This is a genomic window from Gluconobacter cadivus (genome assembly GCF_015244745.1).
Classification (GTDB): domain Bacteria; phylum Pseudomonadota; class Alphaproteobacteria; order Acetobacterales; family Acetobacteraceae; genus Gluconobacter; species Gluconobacter cadivus.
The window spans coordinates 193,369-215,076 of sequence record NZ_JABCQI010000006.1 but is presented as its reverse complement, the minus strand read 5'-3'; the positions used below and the strand labels follow the sequence as shown (position 1 = coordinate 215,076).

Here is a 21,708-nt window from a genome sequence, read left to right as displayed (position 1 = left end):
CTGCCTCGTGATGTCGCATCGGAAATTTACGATTCTTCCCCTTTTTGGCGCACTCTGTTTGAGTGCGTGTTCTGCCCAGCAATGTGACCCGACCACCGCCAATCTTTTCTCAGGTATCGGATGTTCGGTCGGGAATGGCTACCAGCAGCGAAACCAGCAACTGCAAACAGCACGTGATGCCTGGCATGAGCGCGCGCAAGCGACCGCTAACGAGAGCGCGGCCCTCAACCAGTCCTTAGCGGAGACACAGAAAAGCGTTGCTCAAACACGAACTGAGCTACAAGCTATGAACAGTCGCATCGGTGGATACAGGAAGCGTTTAGCCAAAGCTTCCAGTTCGAAATCCTCTGCCTATCTTGCCGCACAGAAGAGTCTTGCAAATCTGGAACAGATTAAAAACCAGGCTGCTGCCAATCCGACAGCAGAACAACTTGCCCGGGTTAAGGCCGCCGAGCAGGAAACACAGGATGCCGTTGATCTTGTCGCCACACGCTAGGTATTTAATTCCCGGATTTGATGGATTGATGATGAATCTTTCTGGCCCTGAAGTCCATATTTTGCAGACATATTCGTAAGGTGTGAGGCCACTGAGGGTCTTGAGCCTTCGCCCGGAGTCATAGGCTGCCATGAAGTCGTTAAGGTGTCTCCTCAGCTGCTCATGGCTGTCGTACTGGAAGCGTTTAACGGTTGCTTCCTTTATTGTCCGGTTCATCCGATAGAGGTTGCCCCCCGTTTTTCAGACAGGGGCATACGCTATAGACCGTTGTGAGAAAAGACAGGTTTATAGGCAAGGTCACGCGGAAGAGGTATTCGGGCGAGTTCAAGTCGCGTGTTGCGCTGGAGGCGAGCAGACGCTTTCCAAACTGGCGTCGAAGCACGGTGTGCATCGGGCAATGATTTCCCAGTGGAAGCGCTAGGCTGTCGCCGGCATGGCGGCGACCTTCTCTCGTTAATCCGGCGTCCAATCTTCAGAACGTAATCCATTTACCCGGGTAAATTCTCGTAGATTTCCGGTTATAACGACCAGTCCTTTGCTCCGGGCGTGCCCCGCAATCATTAAGTCGTACGGTCCGATAACACACCCACGGGCTTCCAGATCAGCCCTGATTTCTGCTGTATGTGCTGCCGCATCATCGTCAAATGGCAAAACAGACAAACGTCCAGAAAAATGCTCTACCTCACGTCGGATTTTTGCCGGATTTTGAGATTTTTCCGCCCCATAAAGGAGTTCGTAAAGCACAATATCTGAAATACAGAGGGCCTCGGCGTTATCGTTGAAACGTTCGCGTAAGCCCTTTGGACGGTCACGCAAGACGCGGATACAAAAATTTGTATCCAGAAGATAACGTAGCATCAAAAGCTTTCGCGTTCCTGCATTGCAGGTTGATTGCGTTCGGGTAACTCAGTGCCGGAGGACGAAAAAAAATCATCCCATGCGGCATGCGCGGGCGCAATAATGCGTCGTACGCCATCGGGAATGATCACGACCTCCTTCAGACTAAGGTCAAAGGCAACAGCTTTGGGAAGCCGTACAGCCTGAGAACGATTGGAAAGAAAGAGAGTTGTGCGGGCAAGCATGGCATCCTCCATATGGGATATCCTGAACGTATATCCATAAATTGATCTGATACCAACAACATTCGTTCAGCTTTAAATTGGACTATTTTCCGTCACTATCCTGAAAGGCAACGTCCATAATAAACATCAAAATATACGACGGCTCTTAATCTTTTTCCGCCGAGATCAGACTTCCCCTCTTCCCTCGAAGAAGATCAGTCATAGTGTATTTCATACTCCTTAAGATTCATTCCAATTCGATAGGGCCCTTCGAACAGATCCCCGAGGGCCAGACGCCGTCGCAACGTCAGACGGCGTTGGGCCAGATGATACATCCGGTCATGCAGCAGATGGCAGCGCTGACAGAGCGCGCGCAGATTGCGCCACCGGTTGCTGGTGGGGTCGTGATTCAGATGAGCCGCGGCTAGGGACACTTTCGTCTGTCGCATTTCCAAATGCTCGATCAAGTCTGGAGGGGACACCCGCCTGCCCCGGCCATTGAACCAGTATCCTGTGTCAGGATGCTTCCACCGGCCACCTGGCAGTACCTGAAGGCGATGGCCATGCGGCCGACCGCAGCGCTGGCACACGCCCCCTGCCCGCTCGAACCTGACCTGTCGGCTCAGTTCAGGCCAGTTGGGAGGGTAAAGCGCTTTCAGTTCCGGTCGGATCGGCATTCCCGTTTCCTATCACACAATCATAGTCCGATAGAGACTTCCTGCAGGTCCTGATCCCCGAGGTCGTGGATCAACTCCACTGACAGCGCGTTCCGAACTCTGGCCGACGACACCGAAGAAGCCTTATGCTCTCGACCATGACATCCTCTTCACTCGATCCCGTCCGTCTGACCGAAGCCCTCCTGTTCCAGAGCTGCGGTCCAGTGTCGCGAGCGATGCTGGCGCGGGCTCTGGGAGAGGAGGAGGAGATCGCTCAAATCGTGAGCGAGGTGTCCAGACGCACCAAGGGGCTTGGATTTGAACTGGTCGCGGCCGGAGACGGCTGGATGTTCCGCACCGCCCCCGATCTCGCGGGGGCCCTGAGGGCGGTATTGAAGCGACCGCCAGAACGTCTGCCCCGGGCCGTGCTCGAAGTGCTCCTGCTGATTGCCGCGCGTCAGCCCGTCACACGACCCGAGATCGAAAGCTTCCGGGATGCCATCCTGCCGCAGAAGACCCTCACCCTGCTGCAAGAGAAAGGCCTCATTCGCAGCGTTGGCCGCAAGCCAGTCCCAGGCCAGCCCCAGCTCTGGGCCACGACCGAGACCTTCCTCGTGACCTATGGTCTACGGTCGCTGTCGGAACTGGATCCGCTCCTTGAAGGCCTGAGAGGCCCGCTTTAGGGCCTTTTGAACTCTTTCTGTGGAATTTTGGAGCTCTTTTTTGTCCTTATAACACGTGGTAATGCTCTCTTACCGCGTGTTATATTAAGGTTGCCTTAATTACCGTCCTGCGGCAGATTCCAAGGGACTTTAGAAGGAAGAATAACGGCATGACCGCTTCGACAGAGCCTGCAGAGCGTCTTTCCGAAGTCCCCTCTCCCGCTCTGCAAAGCGCTCTGGACGCTGCAAAAGGCAGTGCCCGGACCGCGGCTTATGCCCCCGAAACCCTGCGCGCCTATGCTCATGACTGGCAGGCCTTCTGTCACTGGTGCGACGAACACGGAACGCCTCCTCTTCGAGCCGCCCCTCCTGTCGTCGCGGCCTGGCTCCACAGTCTGGCACCGCGTTTCAGCCGCTCGGCCCTCAACCGTCGTCTGGCGGCCATTGGCTATCAGCATCGCATGCGGGGACTGGAGTGGAGTTCGGGTCACGCCGCCATTCGTACCACCCTGCGCGCGGCAGGGCGTCTCTATGGCACGCCGCAGAAACAGGCCGCTGCCCTCACCTCCCAGGAACTCCGCAAACTCGTCGCACCCGAACAGAGCAAAACCGTTGAAACGCTGGCGGATCTGCGCGACCGGACTCTTCTGCTGATCGGCTTTGCGGGTGCGCTGCGCCGTTCAGAGCTGGTTGCCCTCACAACAGAGACAGTCAGGATCGTCGGCACAGGACTGAAGCTCCACATCGCCCGCAGCAAGACCGACCCCGAGCATCGCGGTGAAGAGGTTTTCCTTCCCCGGGGCAAGCATCGCGAAACCTGCCCGGTTCTGGCTCTGGAGCGCTGGCTGAAGAAAGCCGAGATTACGGATGGTCCTCTCTTCCGGTCCATCAACCGCTGGGAGCAGGTGGGACGAGATGCCCTGCATCCGGATGCGGTCCGACAGATCCTGCTGCGCCGTGCCAAGGTGGCGGGGCTCAAGGTTCCTTCCGGAGAACGCCTCAGCCCGCATGGGCTGCGCGCCGGCTTTGTCACCGAAGCTTTCCGGGCCAATGCCCGTGACGAACAGATCATGGCACATACCCGCCACCGCGACCTGCGCAGCATGCGCCGCTATGTCCGTCGGGCCCGCCTTGATCTGGACTCTCCCGCCCATCTTCTGGATCTGTAAGTCGTGCCCCAAACGATTGCTGAGATTATCGCAGATGTTGATGCCACGGTCGCACGCCTGGAAGCTTATCGGCTGGAGCTCGAAGCGCGGCCGATTGCTCACCGCTACAGTGAGCAGACCCTGACGGAGCATGAGGAACCAGATGCCGGGTTTCGTCTTCCCACCCGTCTGCCGTTTCCTCGCCATGCCCCCAGACCACCCGCGAGCGGCACGGCGTTTTCAATCTCGGGGTCAGGGCTCGCAGAACCGCGGGTCCTTCCCTCTCCGCCCCTTTTCAATCCCCAGCCAGACTGGCTGGCGCATGTCTTGACTGTCACAGGACCGGAAGCCGGGTTGGCCCGGTTCCGGGCGGCGGCAGCGGGGACTGGCCGTCTCTCCTGGGGGCCAGATGTCACCAACCCCGAAGATCTGAGAGGGATCTTTCTCGTCGGGGACGTCCGGACGACCGCTTTGATCGATCAGATTGTTCAAAGCCAAAAGGGACTTCTTACCCGGGAAGCAGGAACCGGCGCCGTCCCGTTTGACCTCAACGCCCTCTGCCCGCTGCCTCTGGATCTTCTCTCTCTCGGCCCCACCGCCCCCGCGACACAAGCATGGTTGTGGAAACACTGGGGAACCTCACGACCACTACAGCAGGTTGAAGAAATATCTGGGCATCCGAAGAGAAGCTTCACCCATTGGAGTGTTTCTTTCTGGTCCGCGGACTGGACGCCTTGGCCGGCCCTTCAGGCAATCGCAATCCAATGGCCCGACCTCAGCATTTCCATCCGCCCGCTTTACGATGTCTGATGACATCCTTCTGGAGGTTGGCGTCTGGCAGGGGCCGCTGGACGCGTTGTTGCAGGCCGTACGCCGTCGCGCGCTTGATCTTCGGACCCTGCCGCTGCTTGACCTCATCGACCAGTTTCTGATCTGTGTGGAAGAGCAGTTCGACACCCGTCCGCTTGAGCAGACTGCCAACGATCTTGTTCTCGCAGCGACCCTTCTTCAAATGCGCTCAGCTCTTCTACTTCGAGAGGATACTGAAGAGCACCTTGCCGCCCACTCAGCAGCCGAGCAGATCCAACCGGACCTGCTTCGAAAAGAGACGCTTTTGCAAGCCGTGGAGCACTTTGAAACTCGGCCTGTGCTGGGCGAAAGTGTTTTTAGACGCGGGAAACTACCCCTCTCGCGTTCTCCTGCTGAGACAATATCTTCAATCCTCATCCGGGATCTGCTGGACGCGCTTTTATCAATGTCCCGTAGACGGGCAAAGCTGGTGCCTTCAGAGACTATCTTCCAGCCCTCCTTCGAACCCCGACTTTCTGTTCAGAACGCCATGGCGTGGTGGCAGCAAAAGGTTCGAGACCATCCGGAGAGCACGTGGGATATTGTCGAGGGCGTGATTAGTCTTTCTCCCCGAGGAAGTCTTCAAAGCCTCACCCAGCGCAAGGCCGAGTGGGCTGCTCATCTTTCGGCCGTTTTGGAACTTGAAAAACGAGGAGAATTATGTCTTAGACAGTTGCACCTGCCACGAACATTTGCAGTTGATCGTCCCTGACTAGCTATCCCGGCAAGCTTACTGTCGCACTCAGCGGTTTCAGAAATATCTTCGATATCTCACTGAAGTTATGGCTAATTTTATCCTACATTTAGAAATTAGGCCATTAGAATCAATATGTTTGGTTCTCTATTCAAACGGTACGATGAGAAATTTTTGCACCGCCGAACGGCCAGCTTAATGTGCCACTCAGTTGTTTGGACTCTTCTCGCTCTATCCCCCTCGCTGTCCGCATCATCCTCTTTCACACCTTTTGGACTCTTCTCGCGCCCTCTTGGACTTTCCTCGCTCATTGCCGACAGCGGTAATCCACAGCGATTTGAATTTAAAACAGTTATCCCTTGGGATCTCCTCGCTCATTTCTTGGACTTTGCTCGCTATAATGGCGGTTATCCCTTGGACTCTGGTCGCACATATCTAATAGATATATCTAATAATCTTCCTAGATCATGCGAGCAGAGTCCAAACCACGGCGAGTGAAGTCCAAAGGAATGCTGTGGAGAAATGGCCGCGAGCAAAGTCCAAATTGACACCCGATCGCCGGCCATGGAAAGTCACGTTCATGGGTGAAATACACAACCTTCTTGAACGCCATGGACTCCATGAAGCTCGGCGACAGGCGTCTCTCGATGGGCAGCTAAGCCGTGTATGTGTCGATGCTGCTCATGAAGTATTAAGTGATGAAGCTTTACAAATTGGCATCACTCATTCGGGCTTTGCGATGGCTGCTCTGCCTCATAAAAAGACTGAAGAAACCGTATGGGAACGTGAAGGCGGAGGAATCAAGCTTCTTATTGAAAGCGGCTTAAACGACGACAAAACTCCCGTTGGTATTCCATACGGGTCAATGGCTCGTATGATTCTCCTCTATTTACAAACTCAAGCAGTAAAAACACAATCTCGTGAAGTCGAACTTGGCTCTTCGATGAATGCTTGGCTTAAAGTAATGGGAATTACTGTTGGTGGGAAAACTTATAATTCCGTAAGAGACCAAGCAAAAAGAATAAGTCAGTGCAGGCTAACATTTTTTCGTGTCCACAATGGAGCGAAAATGGTTAGTAATGGGGCATTTGTACGGGATGCAATCTTTCCAATTCAAGAGGATGAAAATCAACCTTCGTTTTGGAGAGAAGTTGTTCGTTTAGACGAAAGTTTTTACGAAAGCTTGATTGACCACCCTCTGCCACTTCGGGAAGTAGCGATTCGTCAAATATCCGGAAAATCAAAAGCGATAGATACATATATTTGGTTAGCTTACAGGCTACATATACTCAAAGAACCAGTATCTATCTCGTGGCATGCTTTCAAAGGGCAGTTTGGACCAGAATATGCGCGTATGCGTGACTTCAAACGTGATATTACAGGCCCACTAAAACTAGCCCTCTCTGTTTATCCAGAAGCACACGTAGATGTTGATATGGAAAAAGGGTTGATACTATACCCCTCCCCTCCTCCAGTGCCAGAGAGACGTATACTAGGGCGTTAAATATATACCTATTGATTCGGAAAATAAAGATAAGGCCAAATATTGCTTGTTGGGCGAAACAATAAGGAATTTGGATAATGCCTATATCGCTTTAGAATCATCTGAAGAATTATCGCTTGCCCAGGCAATAAAGCTATCAGGACGAATGAGCGGGGCATAAAGGCCCCAATAGCCCTTCGCATTACAAGCGATGTAAGAAAGCTAATCCTGATAACAATCAGAAAATTTTCGCAAAGAATCGCTCTTACTGAGATCAAGTAGAAGAGTTTTTCCGTTTAAAAGATGTTCCTTCAGGTTCGTCCGGTCACTCAGTTCGAAATCACCAGCGATCAGGAATTTGGTGAGATCGTCATACAGGCCCTCAATGTTTGTCAGCCGAACTATCTGTAAACGTCCGCTTTCGAGAAGCATGTAGCCTGCATCTAACCGGCCGGGAAGTAGGCGACTGCTGCCTGTCTGCTCCTGCATCACGGAGCAGACAGGCAGATCAGGGGGGGCTTGCGGAATGTCCGCTTCGTAGGTCTGATCCGCTAAAAGCGGACATTTGTCCATTTTCGGCTTGAAGCGGAGCTTACTGACATAGTATCTACTATGTAGATACACATAGGAGAGATCCAATGCTTGGAACCGTTCGGAAATGGGGAAACAGCGCCGCCATTCGTTTGCCCGCCAATATCCTTGAAGCTGTTCGCCTGCATGTTAACCAGGCTGTTGATGTCCGGGAAGAAGATGGGCGCATCATCATTCAGCCGGTTCGACCTGATACCCTTTCTCTGGAAGCCCTGACCGCTGCGATTACGGATGATAACCGCCATGGTGAAGTGAATTTTGGATCTGAAGTCGGTGGAGAGATTTGGTAAATGTCGGCGTGGGTGCCAGACTGCGGAGACATTGTCTGGCTGGAGTTTGATCCTCAGGCAGGGCGTGAACAGGCCGGACATCGCCCGGCTGTCGTACTGTCTCCCACAAGCTATAACAAAAAATCCGGGATGATCGTCTGTTGCCCGACAACGACAAAAGTCAAAGGGTATCCTTTTGAAGTCCCCTTGGCAGGAGAACCGACAAGCGTCGTTCTCTCTGATCAGGTTCGCAGTCTTGACTGGCGTGCCAGACGGGCAAAGCATAAAGGCCGGGTTTCTGAAGGCGAACTTGAAGCAGTACGCGAGCGAGTTCGGCTTCTGATCGGGTAAGAACCCGAAACAGGGAATGCTTCCTTTTCGCTTTCCCTGTCACAGTGAACAGGCCCCCCGCTGGTTCCAACTGCTTATACGGTGATCGTCCCGGCAATGCGGGTGACGACATCCCCACCGATCCAGATATCGTCATCGACCTTCTCTACGAAAACGCGCCCGGCTCTTCCTAATGCGGCGCCCTGACTTGCCACATACTGCGCTGGTGCGACGCCGCTTTCGATCAGCCATTGAGCAATCCCGGCATTGAGACTTCCGGTCACCGGATCCTCCCACCCCTGTCCGTCTCCGACAAAGGCTCTTACCTCAAACTGGGCATTTGTTCCGTCACGAACGGGATCCCACGCACCGACAATACCCACGCGCTGCCCCTTCAGCATCTGCCAGTCCGGCTGAACGGCCAGAACGTCCCCGCAGCTGCGCAGTCGCAGGACCATCCAGCCGGGGCCGTTATCCGCCCATTGCGCATCGAGAATATCGTCAGGTGCCAGACGTAAAGCCGTGAAAGCATGCGTCAGATCATCCTGTCCGACAGGGCCGCTCCGGCGCCTTGGCGGAGCGGCAAAGGAAAGTCGCTCGGCCTGTCTGCACACCGGAACAAGACCCGCACCGCATTCCTGTATGATCGCATCGGATTTCGGTGTGCCTCCCAGAGACTGCCAGACGAATGCGCTTCCGAGCGTTGGATGCCCGGCAAAAGGCAGTTCAGTCTGTGGCGTGAAGATCCGCACACGATAATCGGCATCCGGGTGCGTCGGCCTGAGAAGAAAGGTCGTCTCGCTGAGATTGGTCCAGTTCGCGATTTGCTCCATCTGGACATCAGGCAGGCCATCCGCCCCAACGATGACAGCGAGAGGATTACCCCGAAAGGGCTCGGCGGAAAAAACGTCCACCTGCTTGAAAGTGAGGTCCATCGTCAGGGTTCCTGCGTTGTCGGGCCGATCCATGGATCGATTGCGCCGGCCAGATGGGTCAGTGCCGGGCTGTGGAAGGCCGCCACCGTTCGGTTAAAGGTTTCATGATGGCAGTCTGATCGTATGATCAGTTCCTGCGTCGGAATGGAAAGACCATCCATGGCTCCGCAGGCTTTCAGGGCGGCTCTGTCGATCCTGACCAGCAGGCGCCGTGCTCTGGCAGGATCGCTCAGATCCTGACGAACATAGGAAACATAGACCGGATCCGGACTGTCTTCGGCCTCCTGTGCCAAGGCAGGTTTATGGATGGCCATGAGAAGCAACAGCCCTGTGAAGATTGCGTTGAGCACTCCCAACGCTTTCACCATTTCCGGGATCTGTGTGGAGATACTTGCCTCAGGTCGCAGGCGTGCGAGGTCCGTGACTGATTGCAACATGAGAAGGCCTTATTGTTATAGTACAATGAAGACGAATCGATTCGATTGTTCTAGATTGACAACTCCTCAAAAGAGTTCAATCACTATATTGTCCTATTCCAATAACACTAACGGAGCCGGATATGTGGCAACCCGAACTTCAATCCGGCCCCATGCCACTGTACGAGCGGCTTGTCCTGGCCATGGCGCAGGATATCAAGACGGGACAGCTCGTTCCCGGCACAAAGCTGCCCCCCCAACGTGATCTGGCGTTCCGGCTGGGTGTGAGCGTAGGAAGCGTGACGCGAGCCTATGCGGAAGCAGAACGGCGGGGGCTCTTGTCCGCTCACGTCGGGCGTGGATCGTTCGTACGGGGTGCATTACCTGCCGTCCCGGATGTTCCCACGATGGAGCGCGGTTCTGTCGCGGGACAAAGCAGAAGTGGACCGATCGACCTACGGTGCAATACGCCACCACCCGTTCCCCTGATGGCGGACCTGAATGCTGCTTTGGCCGCACTCATGGCGCGTGGAGCGCTCGATCCTGCCCTCCATTACATTCAGGGCGCGGGTTTGGCACATGTCCGGGAAGCCGGGGCGCAATGGATCGTACGGCATTACGGACTGGATTTTGACGCCGGAAATCTGATCCAGTGCAACGGTGGCCAGCACGCTATTGCACTGGTTTTCTCGTCGTTCTGCGCTCCAGGCGATACCGTTCTGTGTGAGTCCTCGACGTTTTACGGCGCACGCATGGCGGCGGACCATCTGGGCCTGAAATTGCGGGGCCTGCCGATGGATGACGAAGGGCTGCTGCCCGAGGCTGTTGACCGGGCAGCAGCGGAAACCGGCAGTCGTCTGCTCTTCACGCTGCCGACGCTTCACAATCCGACGACCCGGACCATGTCGGAGCAGCGCCGGAAGGAGATCGCGGCTGTCGCAAGAGCACGTGATCTGCTGATTCTGGAGGACGATGCCTACTACGCTTACTCCGAACGCCCGCGTCTGATCGTGTCCTACGCGCCCGAACGGACATTGTATCTTGCCAGTCTCTCCAAAGGAATCTGTCCGGGCTTCCGTCTGGCCTTTCTGGCGCTTCCGCCCGATCTGCCACGGGAAAGGCTCATGCGGGGTATCCGGGCTCTGGGGTACTGCCCGCCTGCGTTGGGAGCGCTGGTGTTCAGCCAGTGGGTCGAAGATGGCCGGATTGATGCCATCGCACAGGCCGTTCAGGCAGAAGCAACAGCCCGGTGGAATCAGTCACGTTTCGTACTGGGTGATCTTGTTGCGCGACCGGGCGCCTCGCATTCGCCTCATGCCTGGATGCCCATGTCCGCGCTCAACGCCGAACGGGTGACCGCGCGACTGCTGCGCGCCGGTGTGGAAGTCACGCCCCCTGACGCGTCTGCGGTCTGCTCTCAGGCGGATACCGGCCTGCGCCTCTGTCTCGGTGCCCCGGAAAGCAGGGAAGAACTGGATCGCGCGCTCGCGATCATCAGGGCGGTTGTTACCGGGCACGGAAGTGCCGACCGGGACGGAATCATCTGACCCGGCGTACCCGTTGATGGCGTAGGACAGGCGCTTAGGGAGGGATTACGGTCTGTCCGCTTTTTGCGCAAAGAGCATCAACGCGGACGTCGCCGTCAACCGGATAGATAACTCGTTGGAGCAACTCCGACCCGCCTGAATGAGTCACCTAAACAAAAAATTACTTTAGTATTCCAGAATATATTTCGCCAACTATTTTGCAGGGTTCTTTATACTTAATATAATATGGTTTTTTCTCAATAAATCCAACTACGAAATTCTCGTTCCATTTCCTTAAGGAGGTTACCAATTCTATCATCTCAATCACCTTTACTTTATCATTGTTTATTTTTAGCGCTGGAATCGCCACAAGATCGGAGTAAAGTATAATTTCATTAACCAACTGAATTAAATCATTTGGGTCTGCATCGATATTATTTGAAACCGTAGATTGATCTTGATATACACGTTCAAATTTCGATATGAATTCTATTAGTTTTCTTGAGTAAATAAGATATTCTTTACTAATATCATTCCGATGAAGATTTACTAAATATTTTCTCCTGTTGAAAAAAACATGCCCCCAAAACGGAGCAGGCAGTTCCTAAGTCGACACTAAATTGGAACGGAGATATTTGCACAGGATTTCCCTTATATATTTATGCTGGCAATGCTGAGTTATGTTTTTGTTTTAAGCAATCAAAAATACTCATAGTTTATTGAATTCAATTTTTCAAAATAGAGATCACGCGATTTCCCTCCTTTTTGACAGGCAGAAGCTATCCGGCAGCTTTCGGCAAGAACCTCCAGCCGCGCATGGGAGTGGTAGGACGAACGTTGGCTTCGCATGTTCCACACTCATGTCGGCTTTTCGAAGGTGAATATTGCGTCCGCGATGTCCGACATGTAGGCGGAAGCAGCAGGTCCGTTTACGCCTACTTCTCAGACATACATTTGCTCGAGTCGTTTTCCGCGTAGCGGACATGCATCATCCAACGCTCTTCCCGCAAAGACGGATAGCGGACTTGCACCCGCATTCTACCCAGTCGAGGTTCGAATCTCATCACGCGGGCCACGCCCAATGATGATGAGCACTACGTCTACGCTATAGCCCTCTAATGCCGCACTGTGATGATTACCGGCATCGCCCGTGTTGATCGGTCCCGGATCGTAGGGAACTGCTCTAAAGACGATCAAGGCCCGTCCATCAAAAACAGTTGCACAGAGACCAATATATCCAATATGCTGGATATATGGAATCAGAAGCTGCCATTGCCGCCTTTGGGGCGCTCGCTCAGGGTACGCGCCTCGACGTGTTCCGTCTGCTTGTCCGCCACGAACCAGCCGGCCTGGCTGCTGGCGAAATTGCTCGCCAACTCGACGTGCCGCAGAACACGATGTCTGCGCACCTCGGCATTCTCGCGCGCGCCGGCATTGTGCGCTCCGAACGGCATAGTCGGTCGATCATCTACCGGGCCGATCTGGATGGGCTGCGCGCGCTAACGCTGTTCCTCGTCAAAGACTGCTGCGCCGGCTCGTCTGAACTGTGCGCGCCGCTCCTGGCCGAACTCACCCCCTGCTGCTGAAAGGACGCCCCGTGGCCGTCGATATCGTGATCTATCACAACCCCGAGTGCGGCACGTCGCGCAACACGCTGGCGAAGATCCGCAATGCCGGCCTCGAGCCGCATGTGGTCGAATATCTGAAGACGCCGCCCTCGCGCGCGCTGCTGGTCGAGCTGATCGATCGCGCCGGGATCAGGCCCCGCGATCTGCTGCGTGAGAAGGGCACGCCCTATGCGGAGCTGGGATTGGGCGACACGTCGCTGTCGGACGACGCACTGGTGGACGCGATGATGGCGCATCCGGTCCTCATCAACCGGCCGCTGGTCATCTCACCGCTCGGCGTAAAGCTGTGCCGACCTTCCGAAGCGGTCCTTGATCTGCTGCCCGAGCCGCAACAGGGGGCGTTTACCAAGGAAGACGGCGAAAAGGTCGTGAACGTCTCGGGTCAGCGCATCCCCTGATGCTGCTCGCCCTCGCTACCTTCGTCGTCACGATCGCGCTCGTCATCTGGCAACCCAAGGGCCTCGGCATCGGCTGGAGCGCGCTGGTCGGAGCGGCGATCGCGTTGCTCGTCGGGGTCGTCTCGTTCTCCGACGTGCCGGTGGTGTGGGGTATCGTCTGGAACGCGACCGCAACGTTCGTCGCGATCATCATCGTCAGCCTGTTGCTCGATGAAGCCGGATTTTTCGAATGGGCGGCACTTCATGTCGCGCGCTGGGGCGGGGGGCATGGTCGCCGGCTATTCGTGCTGATCGTGCTGCTCGGTGCGGCGGTGTCCTCGCTGTTCGCCAATGATGGCGCGGCCCTGATCCTGACGCCGATCGTCATCGCGATGCTGCGCGCGCTGGGATACAAGGACAAGACGACGCTGGCGTTCGTGATGGCGGCAGGGTTCATCGCCGATACGACCAGTCTCCCGCTGATCGTCTCCAACCTCGTCAACATCGTGTCGGCCGACGTCTTCCGGATCGGCTTTGCCGATTATGCCTCGGTGATGGTGCCGGTCGATCTCGCGTCGATCGCGGCGACGCTAGTCTCGCTTCTGCTGTTTTTCCGGCGCGACATACCGGCGAGCTACGATGTGGCGCAGCTCCACGCGCCCGGTGATGCGATCCGCGACCATGCCACGTTCAAGGCGGGCTGGGTCGTTCTTGCCCTGCTGCTCGCCGGCTTCTTCCTGCTCGAACCCATCGGCGTGCCGGTTAGTGCCGTAGCCGCTGCCGGCGCAGTCCTCCTGCTCATCATCGCCGCGCGCGGCCACGTCATCCAGACGCGCAAAGTGCTGGCCAGCGCGCCGTGGCAGATCGTGATCTTCTCGCTCGGCATGTACCTGGTCGTCTACGGCCTGCGGAATGCTGGCTTGACCGATCATCTTGCCGGCCTGCTCGATCGCACCACGCAAGGCGGCGTGTGGGGCGCGGCGTTCGGCACCGGCATCATCGCCGCGCTGCTGTCGTCGGTGATGAACAACATGCCGACCGTGCTGGTGGGGGCGCTGTCGATCGACGCGACGCACGCCACGGGCACGATCAAGGAAGCGATGATCTACGCCAACGTGATCGGTTGCGACCTCGGGCCGAAGATCACGCCGATCGGCTCGCTCGCGACGCTGCTGTGGCTGCATGTCCTCGGGCAGAAGGGCATCCGCATTGGCTGGGGCTATTACTTCAAGGTCGGCGCGACGCTGACGATTCCGGTGCTGCTGATGACGCTCGCCGCACTCGCCATAAGACTCAGTCTGTAATGCCGCTCCGCACGCTCTCTGATCCCGATCATCTGCCCGTGCTCGATCGGCGTTATGCGCGCCAACGTCCCGCCCTCGGGCTGGGCTCTGGTGATCCGCCGCCGCGTATCTTGCTGCTCTACGGCTCCTTACGGGAACGATCCTATTCGCGTCTCTGTATCGAGGAAGCGGCCCGCCTGCTGCAATTCTTCGGCTGCGAGACGCGCATTTTTGACCCCGCCACGCTGCCGCTGCCCGATCAAGTGACAAGAGACGATCACCCGGCCGTCCGTGAGCTGCGCGATCTTTCGATGTGGTCTGAGGGGCATGTGTGGTGCAGCCCCGAGCGGCACGGCCAGATTACCGGCATCATGAAGCTGCAAGTCGATCACCTTCCGCTGTCGATGGGCGGGATGCGCCCAACGCAGGGCCGCACGCTCGCCGTTATGCAGGTGTCGGCTGGATCGCAGTCGTTCAACAGCGTCAACACGCTGCGCGTCCTCGGCCGCTGGATGCGGATGGTGACGATTCCCAACCAGTCGTCGGTCCCAAAGGCGTTCAATGAGTTTGACGACGCCGGCCGGATGAAGCCGTCCAGCTATTACGACCGGATCGTGGACGTGATGGAGGAGCTGGTGCGCTTCACCGTGCTGCTTCGTCCGCATGCCGCGCAACTCGTTGATCGATATTCGGAGCGAAAGGAAGCAGGCACACCGATTGATGCTGCTACCGACCTGTCGAGTATAGCACTCACCTGAACGAACCGACGGGAACAACCACTGAAAAATCAGCGTGGCAAATGATACGGTGATTGGCGGTGTTTTGGTCGCTGTAGCGTAGTATAGCGTACAATCGGCGGGGCTGGCGGACCAAGTGGGATTCGAACACGTACACTGAATCAATTAGCTGGCGCTTGGCTGATTCATGAGCAAATGTCGGCTTTCAGAATGTCTCACGGTTTATTTGAACGATCGGAATGGGGTGAAAGCCTTCGCGAGGGTCGTCCGTGTGCATGTCCGGTTTTACCGATCGCCCTACACAAAGCCGACATTCCGCTTTCCCCCTTTTGAGACAGCTCCCCTCCTCCTGTCATCAAACAGGAGGATCAGAAATGACCGATACAGAGATCAGTGGGCGGCGCGTGTTGGAGATCACGATATATGGCGTCGTGCTGCACGTTCTGCTCGATAACGTGGATGCCGTTATGGAGGCTGAGCCTGACGAAAACATGCCAGAGGATCTGTTAGCTCTGCTGTCTCTCCGGAACCAGCCATTCATGATTCATGCGGTGCTGAACAATTATATCCTGAGCAAACTCGGAAAAGAGTTTGGAGCGCCGGTAAGCGCGGACGAGATCCTCTCGATCGCAGAAGAAAACGATCCGTATTTCGGCACGCTGCTTGCCGCCGCTGCGGGTTCAGACATCATCACGCATCCTGATCCGTCCGCTACGCCATACTCGAACGCCCGGGTCTCAGTCGTAAAGTTTGAGGCACCGTCACAACCGCATGAATGATGTCCTGATTTGACTTTCGACGTGCGTAAATCCTGTGGACTTATGGACAGCCGTTTCACGGTCGCTCGCGTCCTGATAGACAGCCCTGCAGGTTGACCACAGGCGCGGTTCTGCCCACAAGTCCACAGGTTCAACACCAACAGAAATTTCTTCATTCTAAAAACAAAGATCGGTCCAACCGATTACGCTTCCTATCGGAAGTCCCGTGCCTTCAGTAGCTCCGATCCCTGAAGCTGAGGCGTTCGGTCTTCCAGACTGAGCACAACGACATGGATCACCTCGCCCTCTTTCTGTAGCCGCCCCTTACAGGCCAGAAGCCGGGACGCAAGAAGAGGACGACGGTATGTCTCCTGCACATTCTTCCAGACAATCAGATTGGCCGTGCCGGTTTCATCTTCGATCGTGACGAACATGGTGCCGTTGGCCGTCCCTGGCCTCTGCCGCATCAGCACAAGACCCGTAAGCTGGATCCGGCGCCCATCCCGCAGGTACGGCAGATCCCCACAACGAACGACCCCCTCTTTTCGTAAGCCGTCTCGAAGGAATGCGACAGGATGCCCGTTCAGACTGAGTCCTGTCGCCCGATAGTCCTCATGCACTGAGGCCCGCTCTGACATCTGCGGCAGGGCAATCTCGGGCTCGATCGCTTCTGGCAGCGGAAAGTTCCGACCCCGGTCCGCCGCTTCGAACAACGGCAGGGCCGTGTCCGCGAGCCCTTTGATCGACCAGAGTGCAGCACGGCGCATCTGTCCAAACACCCGGAAGGCATCTGCTTCCGCCAGACATTCCAGGGCTGAGACCGGCACATCGGCACGGCGCCACACATCGTCAATACTCTCGTAATCCGGCATCCGAGACGCGATTAGGGCGGCCCCATGGCCGTTCGCAAGCCCCCGCACCATGCGAAAGCCAATCCTTACGGCTTTACGTAAAGACGTACCGCTACGTTCCAGCGTGCAATCCCATCGTGAGGCATTGATACAGATCGGCCGGACCTCGACGCCATGGCGTTGCGCGTCCTGAACAATCTGTGACGGCGCATAAAACCCCATGGGCTGGCTGTTCAGCAGGGCTGCACAGAACACATCCGGGTAGTGATGTTTCATCCAGGCGGACGCATAGGCAATCAGGGCAAAGGAGGCGGCATGGCTTTCCGGAAAGCCATAGCTGCCAAAACCTTCGAGCTGCGCGAAGGTCTGCTCGGCGAACCCCTGCTCATACCCATTGGCGAGCATCCCGTTCACCAGCTTGTCCCGAAACGGTGACACCCCGCCTGTCATTTTGAACGTCGCCATCGCACGGCGGAGCTGGTCCGCCTCGCCTGGTGTAAAGCCCGCGCAGTGGATCGCCACCTGCATGGCCTGCTCTTGGAACAGCGGGACACCGAGGGTTTTCCCGAGAATGCCGCGTAGGGTCTCGGACGGATAGGTGACAGGTTCCAGCTTCTCTCTTCGGCGGAGATAAGGATGCACCATGTCGCCCTGGATCGGACCAGGCCGGACAATCGCCACCTGAATCACCAGATCATAGAAAGTCCGGGGCTTCATGCGCGGCAGCATGGACATCTGCGCCCGGCTTTCGATCTGGAATGTCCCGAGTGTGTCCGCTTTCTGGATCATGCGATAGGTCTGCGGATCCTCGGCCGGGATCGAAGCGAGATCCATACGGGTCTGATACACGGTGTGCAGCAGCTCGAACCCTCGCCGCAGACAGCCCAGCATCCCCAGACCCAGGACATCGACTTTCATGAACCGCAAAACGTCGATGTCATCTTTGTCCCAGACGATGATCTGCCGTCCGTCCATGGCCGTCGGCATCAGAGGCACGAGCTCGTCCAGGCGATCCTCGGTCAGCACAAATCCGCCCGGATGCGTCCCAAGCTGGCGCGGGAAGCCGAGAAGCTGGCGGGCAAGATGAAACGTCAGGCTGAGGCGTCTGTCCTTCAGGTTCAGGCCAAGGTCGGCAGCGCGCGCCTTGCAAAGATCCGGATCCGGCAGGGACGAGGCAATATGTTTGGAAAGCTGGCCGGTCAGGTCCTCCGGCAGGCCCAGCACCTTGCCGACCTCGCGCAACGCCCCTTTGGGCTGATAGCGCTGCACGGTCGCACACAGGGCCGCGCGATGGCGACCATAGTGACGATAGATCCACTGGATCACTTCCTCTCGGCGGTCACTCTCGAAATCGACGTCGATGTCGGGCGGTTCCTGCCGTTCGGCTGAGATGAACCGCTCGAACAGCAGGCCCGAGCGAACCGGATCAATACTCGTGATGCCCAAAACATAGCAGACCGCCGAGTTCGCGGCGGATCCGCGCCCCTGACAGACAATCCCGAGTGAGCGGGCATGACGCACGATCGTATTCACGGTCAGGAAATACGGTGCGTAGGACAGAGAGCCGATCAGCCTCAGTTCATGGGCGATCTGCGCCTCGACCTCAGGCGGCGCCCCGGCCGGATAGCGACGCGGCAGTGCGGCTTCGACCAGGCGTGTCAGGGTGTCCTGCGCGCTTTCGCCCGATCTCTCGGCTTCGGTCGGATACTGGTACGTCAGGTCATCCAGACTGAACGTGCAGGCCTCGGCAATTCGCCGTGTGTTGGCCAGAGCGTCAGGAAAGACGGCAAACAGTCGTGCCTGCTCTTCAGGGGCTTTCAGATGGCGATCGGCGTGGACGTGACGGCGGTTGCCGAGAGCATCGACGGTGCAGCCTTCCCGGATCGCCGTGACCACGTCCTGAAGAACGTGCCGGCGTGCATCGTGGTAGAGAACATCCCCCGTCACAACGCAGGCCAGACCTTGTGCCGCACTGAACGCCGCAAGTGCGTGAAGCCGCGCGAGATCTCCCGGCTGCCGGAGCATCGTCAGCGCGAGAAACCGGCTCTCTTCTTCGGCTGCCCTTTGTCCGGGCAGATCCAGCAGGCTCTTAACGTGCCCGGGAAGCGCTGCCAGGTCCTCGGGCGGCAACAGGATCAGGAGGAGGTCCGGGGCCGCGGCGACGAGATCCTCCCAGCCCAGAAGAAACACGTCCCGCTCGCCCCGGTGATGGCCAAGGGTCAGAAGCTGGCACAGACCTGCCCAGCCCGCACGATTGCGCGGATACACCAGGAGCGCGCTGCCATCGCGCAAAGAGAGGCGGCATCCGGGCAAAAGGCGGAGACCCGCCTCCCGCGCCGCCAGATGGGCGCGGATGACCCCGGCCACGGTGTTCCAGTCGGTCAGACCGATCGTGTCATAGCCCAGGGCTTTCGCTTGGAACATCAGCTCATCCGGCTGGCTGCCCGAGCGCAGGAACGAAAACGAGGACGTCACTTGCAATTCGACGTAAGGCACGCTCATGGTCTAGCGCCTGTGGGGATGTGGGTGCCGGCTGCTGTCTGGTACGTTACTCGTGGGAGCGCGCATGACCACGAAGCCGGAGCGTTCGAGATAGGCGACCAGCCGTTCGGCCACCAGACGCGCCATCAACTCGGCAGCATCATGCGTGCGCCTGCGTCCGTCGTAACACAGCGCGTGCATCAGGACTTCGGCCACATCCGAGGTGCTGGCCAGGATCAGATCATCACGGGGGTCCATCAGAAGATCCCCTGAAGAAACCACGCGCCCGAACCGGACCAGCCGTGGACTCCGTCGCCTTTGCGAAACAGCCACAGGCGCAGGCCGGTCGTGGTCTCGACCTGCCAGTAGTCGCGGATTGCGCCGTAGCTTTCGGCGGACTGCCACCATTCCCCCAGCAGTCGTTCGGGGCCATCGGCCGCAGCAATGCGATGCGTCTGTCGTTTCAGGACGAACTGGCGGGGCGCACCGTCCGGAAGCAGGGCAGTCACCTGCACCCGGACGGGCAGATCGAACACAATGTTCGGCCGCGCCCAGAGCATCTGGCTCGCGAAAGGCGGTTTTGCCATGTTGCCTGGAGAAACGCGAGACCGTCCGTCTTCTGGCCAGGCGGAAAACTGGGGCGCGAGCTGGTGAACCGAAACAACGCCCGGACGATTCAGTAACCGGTCGATCAGAGAGGCCGGGAGGCCCGTTTCAGAGGATCCTGCTTCGTCCGGCAGGACAGAGTGCTCAGGTCCGGCTTCCAAAGGCTCGCTTGCGCTGACGGTCAGGATGATGGTTTCAATTCCGAACTCGGGTGCGATCTGCGGGATCTGCTCCTTCAGCAGGCGCGTCAAACGCGTGATGTCAGCCGTCGGATCGGACGTCCCCACGCGGACGGCCTGGATGGATCCGTCCACGCGAACACAGAGAAGGTCGAGCTGCCGCGCCCCCTCCCCGCGTGCCACCAGCTTTTCGCAGACAACCGGCACAAGGGCTGCAATCACTGTGGCAATGGCCCCCGGCGTGCTGATCGGCTCGACCAGAGACCGGGTCAGGGAGATCCGGTCCGCAGGCTGAAAGACGCCGAGCGGGCGGACCTGCCGTCCCAGAGCCTCATCGAGGCAGGTCAGAAGCTCTGCCCCAAAGCGTTTGGCCAGAGGCGCGCGTGGGAGATCTGCAAGGGCGCCAATGGTGGTCAGGCCGAGCCGGGTGAGGCTGGAGAGTGTCTTTTCTGGCAAAGGAAGCGCTGAACAGGGCAACGGGTGCAAGGCCTCTTTCTGCTGCCCGGAAGACACGAGACAGATCCGGTCGATCCCCGAGCGGGCCAGAGCGCGTGAGGCAGCGGCCGTATCGCTCAGCGCCACGGAGCAGGAATGCCCCCTCGCCTTCAGGCGTTCTCTGACGAGATCCAGCATGGCCGCTTCGCCGCCATAAAGATGGGCGCAGCCGGTGGTATCGCTGTAGAGGCCGTCCGGAGCATCAAACGCAGGCAGGGGTGACAGCCAGATCAGCCAGGAGCACAGATCGGTCAGCGCGACCCTCTGTGCTTCGGCGTCTTCTTCTGCGGTCAGAAGATCCGGCATCAGGGAGCGCGCCTGCGCCAGCGACAGTCCCTGTCTCAGCCCCGCCGCGAGGGCGGCCGGACTGAGACCGGTGATGGTCTGACGGTTATGCGCTGGCGCGTGCACGACCAGGGGCCTGTCGGCCGGGAAGTCTTCCGGACGGGAGAGCTGAAGGCGCTCGGTGCGCCAGAAGGGCATCCAGAGAGCGAGAAAGCGGCGCATGATCGGTACAGTCAAGGATCCAGTGAGCGGGGCGGCCTCCCCTCACCCGCAGCAGCGCGGCAGAAAGGCGTCGGGAACCGGGAAGCGGCATGGCCAGTCCCGGAAACATTCGTGGTGCTGAGGGATGAGAGAGGATCCGCCAGCGCGTGGCGCACGCGCAGGGATCTTTCCCGGGAGCGCGCGCAAGGGGTGCCGAACGCAGGAAGAAGCCTGTGTTGCCACTCGCCTCCACAGTCAGATTAAGGCGACGGGTTTCCTTGAGGGTTGGAACGTGGCTGCCAGTAATGACGGCCAGTGCGCGCTCTGGTCCGCGCAACACGTCTTCGGCGACAGCGAGCAGGCCGGTGGTGTCTGTTTCAATGCAGACCAGAGTATCTTGGGACAGACCGGACTGGTGCAGTCCCAAGACATTCAATTCGGCCGGTGTATCGCTGATCCAGAAGACCGGCCCCCTGCCCTCTTTCAGGATGGGCAGCAGCATGGCGAGACTGGCCCCGATCTCCAGAGGATCAGAGATCAGAAAGTCATGCAGGCTGCCGGTCCTGAGGCCGCCGCCGAGATGGGTATCGACGGCAGAGTGCCCTGTGGCGAGTGTGTCACTATGGGAATGGGACAGGTTTCGACGCTCCAGGCGTCGGACCTGCTCGCGCAGTCGCGCCAGGGCGTCCGTTGTCATTCATGTTCTCCTTA

At 57.7% G+C, this 21,708-nt stretch carries 24 protein-coding genes and 2 pseudogenes; 15 read left to right on the top strand and 11 right to left on the bottom strand.

The genetic code is table 11. The annotated features are described in order from the left end of the window. Nucleotides 1-10: 10 nt before the first annotated feature. A complete protein-coding gene (locus HKD28_RS10560; protein ID WP_149026838.1) occupies nucleotides 11-496 on the top strand; it encodes a hypothetical protein in 486 nt (161 codons plus the stop codon). 21 nt (nucleotides 497-517) lie between these two features. On the opposite strand, the pseudogene HKD28_RS10555 reads toward HKD28_RS10560, so the two are convergent. Further along, nucleotides 518-733, bottom strand: a pseudogene (locus HKD28_RS10555) (IS481 family transposase); the annotation flags it as partial. 50 nt (nucleotides 734-783) lie between these two features. Here HKD28_RS10555 and HKD28_RS10550 point away from each other — a divergent pair. Continuing rightward, nucleotides 784-914, top strand: a pseudogene (locus HKD28_RS10550) (transposase); the annotation flags it as partial. 35 nt (nucleotides 915-949) lie between these two features. Here HKD28_RS10550 and vapC read toward each other — a convergent pair. The 3 genes from vapC to HKD28_RS10535 form a co-directional block, all read right to left on the bottom strand. Continuing rightward, entirely contained in the window at nucleotides 950-1,354 is a 405-nt protein-coding gene (vapC, locus tag HKD28_RS10545) for a type II toxin-antitoxin system tRNA(fMet)-specific endonuclease VapC (RefSeq protein ID WP_077804116.1), read from the bottom strand. After that, nucleotides 1,354-1,590 (bottom strand): type II toxin-antitoxin system VapB family antitoxin, encoded by a 237-nt coding sequence (vapB, locus tag HKD28_RS10540; RefSeq protein ID WP_457851965.1) that lies wholly within the window; start codon nucleotides 1,588-1,590, stop codon nucleotides 1,354-1,356. Before vapB ends, vapC begins: the two co-directional genes overlap by 1 nt. A 182-nt stretch (nucleotides 1,591-1,772) precedes the next feature. After that, nucleotides 1,773-2,234 (bottom strand): hypothetical protein, encoded by a 462-nt coding sequence (locus HKD28_RS10535; RefSeq protein ID WP_077804117.1) that lies wholly within the window; start codon nucleotides 2,232-2,234, stop codon nucleotides 1,773-1,775. A 137-nt stretch (nucleotides 2,235-2,371) separates the two neighbouring features. Between HKD28_RS10535 and scpB the strand changes: the two genes are divergently transcribed. From scpB to HKD28_RS10510, 5 genes are all read left to right on the top strand, one after another. After that, nucleotides 2,372-2,896: an SMC-Scp complex subunit ScpB gene (gene scpB, locus HKD28_RS10530; protein ID WP_235993414.1), complete on the top strand. Its 525-nt coding sequence runs from the start codon at nucleotides 2,372-2,374 to the stop codon at nucleotides 2,894-2,896. A gap of 149 nt (nucleotides 2,897-3,045) precedes the next feature. Beyond that, nucleotides 3,046-4,044 carry a site-specific integrase gene (locus HKD28_RS10525; protein ID WP_194268087.1) on the top strand — a complete coding sequence of 333 codons (999 nt, stop codon included), beginning with the start codon at nucleotides 3,046-3,048 and terminating at the stop codon, nucleotides 4,042-4,044. A gap of 3 nt (nucleotides 4,045-4,047) precedes the next feature. Further along, complete coding sequence (locus tag HKD28_RS10520) at nucleotides 4,048-4,833, top strand: hypothetical protein (protein WP_194268086.1); 786 nt, start codon at nucleotides 4,048-4,050, stop codon at nucleotides 4,831-4,833. A gap of 49 nt (nucleotides 4,834-4,882) precedes the next feature. Further along, nucleotides 4,883-5,584: a segregation and condensation protein A gene (locus HKD28_RS10515; protein WP_235993413.1), complete on the top strand. Its 702-nt coding sequence runs from the start codon at nucleotides 4,883-4,885 to the stop codon at nucleotides 5,582-5,584. Nucleotides 5,585-6,146: 562 nt separating this feature from the next. Beyond that, nucleotides 6,147-7,070 carry a replication protein RepA gene (locus tag HKD28_RS10510; protein ID WP_194268084.1) on the top strand — a complete coding sequence of 308 codons (924 nt, stop codon included), beginning with the start codon at nucleotides 6,147-6,149 and terminating at the stop codon, nucleotides 7,068-7,070. A 201-nt stretch (nucleotides 7,071-7,271) separates the two neighbouring features. Here the strand turns inward: HKD28_RS10510 and HKD28_RS15760 are convergent, their stop codons facing one another. Further along, nucleotides 7,272-7,688 (bottom strand): hypothetical protein, encoded by a 417-nt coding sequence (locus HKD28_RS15760; RefSeq protein WP_235993412.1) that lies wholly within the window; start codon nucleotides 7,686-7,688, stop codon nucleotides 7,272-7,274. Between HKD28_RS15760 and HKD28_RS10500 the strand changes: the two genes are divergently transcribed. Continuing rightward, a complete protein-coding gene (locus tag HKD28_RS10500) occupies nucleotides 7,688-7,930 on the top strand; it encodes an AbrB/MazE/SpoVT family DNA-binding domain-containing protein (RefSeq protein WP_194268083.1) in 243 nt (80 codons plus the stop codon). The genes HKD28_RS15760 and HKD28_RS10500 overlap by 1 nt on opposite strands. Continuing rightward, nucleotides 7,931-8,260, top strand: a complete 330-nt coding sequence (gene mazF / locus HKD28_RS10495) for an endoribonuclease MazF (protein ID WP_194268082.1) — start codon at nucleotides 7,931-7,933, stop codon at nucleotides 8,258-8,260. 74 nt (nucleotides 8,261-8,334) lie between these two features. Here mazF and HKD28_RS10490 read toward each other — a convergent pair whose 3' ends face one another. Both HKD28_RS10490 and HKD28_RS10485 read right to left on the bottom strand, forming a co-directional pair. Then, the gene (locus tag HKD28_RS10490) at nucleotides 8,335-9,207 is read right to left on the bottom strand and encodes a PhzF family phenazine biosynthesis protein (RefSeq protein WP_235993411.1); all 873 of its coding nucleotides are present in this window, start codon (nucleotides 9,205-9,207) and stop codon (nucleotides 8,335-8,337) included. Further along, complete coding sequence (locus tag HKD28_RS10485; RefSeq protein WP_194268081.1) at nucleotides 9,177-9,611, bottom strand: UrcA family protein; 435 nt, start codon at nucleotides 9,609-9,611, stop codon at nucleotides 9,177-9,179. The genes HKD28_RS10490 and HKD28_RS10485 overlap by 31 nt, the downstream gene beginning before the upstream one ends. Before the next feature lie 122 nt (nucleotides 9,612-9,733). Here HKD28_RS10485 and HKD28_RS10480 point away from each other — a divergent pair, with 122 nt between their 5' ends. The 6 genes from HKD28_RS10480 (at nucleotide 9,734) to HKD28_RS10455 (ending at nucleotide 15,920) form a co-directional block, all read left to right on the top strand. Then, the gene (locus HKD28_RS10480) at nucleotides 9,734-11,137 is read left to right on the top strand and encodes an aminotransferase-like domain-containing protein (RefSeq protein ID WP_194268080.1); all 1,404 of its coding nucleotides are present in this window, start codon (nucleotides 9,734-9,736) and stop codon (nucleotides 11,135-11,137) included. Nucleotides 11,138-12,369: 1,232 nt separating this feature from the next. After that, entirely contained in the window at nucleotides 12,370-12,702 is a 333-nt protein-coding gene (locus HKD28_RS10475) for an ArsR/SmtB family transcription factor (RefSeq protein WP_194268079.1), read from the top strand. Between the two features lie 11 nt (nucleotides 12,703-12,713). Next, complete coding sequence (arsC, locus tag HKD28_RS10470) at nucleotides 12,714-13,142, top strand: arsenate reductase (glutaredoxin) (RefSeq protein ID WP_194268078.1); 429 nt, start codon at nucleotides 12,714-12,716, stop codon at nucleotides 13,140-13,142. Between the two features lie 2 nt (nucleotides 13,143-13,144). Next, on the top strand, nucleotides 13,145-14,425 hold the full coding sequence (locus HKD28_RS10465) for an arsenic transporter (protein ID WP_457851966.1): 1,281 nt from the start codon (nucleotides 13,145-13,147) through the stop codon (nucleotides 14,423-14,425). Then, nucleotides 14,425-15,162 (top strand): arsenical resistance protein ArsH, encoded by a 738-nt coding sequence (gene arsH / locus HKD28_RS10460; RefSeq protein ID WP_099287201.1) that lies wholly within the window; start codon nucleotides 14,425-14,427, stop codon nucleotides 15,160-15,162. The genes HKD28_RS10465 and arsH overlap by 1 nt, the downstream gene beginning before the upstream one ends. A gap of 353 nt (nucleotides 15,163-15,515) precedes the next feature. Next, nucleotides 15,516-15,920 carry a hypothetical protein gene (locus tag HKD28_RS10455; RefSeq protein WP_235993410.1) on the top strand — a complete coding sequence of 135 codons (405 nt, stop codon included), beginning with the start codon at nucleotides 15,516-15,518 and terminating at the stop codon, nucleotides 15,918-15,920. A gap of 191 nt (nucleotides 15,921-16,111) precedes the next feature. Here the strand turns inward: HKD28_RS10455 and HKD28_RS10450 are convergent, their stop codons facing one another. Genes HKD28_RS10450 through HKD28_RS10435 form a run of 4 tightly spaced genes read right to left on the bottom strand, consistent with a single transcriptional unit; the run spans nucleotide 16,112 to nucleotide 21,694 of the window. Next, entirely contained in the window at nucleotides 16,112-19,252 is a 3,141-nt protein-coding gene (locus HKD28_RS10450) for an error-prone DNA polymerase (RefSeq protein WP_194268076.1), read from the bottom strand. A 3-nt stretch (nucleotides 19,253-19,255) separates the two neighbouring features. After that, the gene (locus tag HKD28_RS10445) at nucleotides 19,256-19,489 is read right to left on the bottom strand and encodes a PDDEXK family nuclease (protein ID WP_194268075.1); all 234 of its coding nucleotides are present in this window, start codon (nucleotides 19,487-19,489) and stop codon (nucleotides 19,256-19,258) included. Continuing rightward, a complete protein-coding gene (locus HKD28_RS10440) occupies nucleotides 19,489-21,018 on the bottom strand; it encodes a Y-family DNA polymerase (RefSeq protein WP_235993409.1) in 1,530 nt (509 codons plus the stop codon). Before HKD28_RS10440 ends, HKD28_RS10445 begins: the two co-directional genes overlap by 1 nt. Beyond that, nucleotides 20,903-21,694 carry an ImuA family protein gene (locus tag HKD28_RS10435; RefSeq protein WP_194268074.1) on the bottom strand — a complete coding sequence of 264 codons (792 nt, stop codon included), beginning with the start codon at nucleotides 21,692-21,694 and terminating at the stop codon, nucleotides 20,903-20,905. Before HKD28_RS10435 ends, HKD28_RS10440 begins: the two co-directional genes overlap by 116 nt. Nucleotides 21,695-21,708 lie beyond the last annotated feature (14 nt).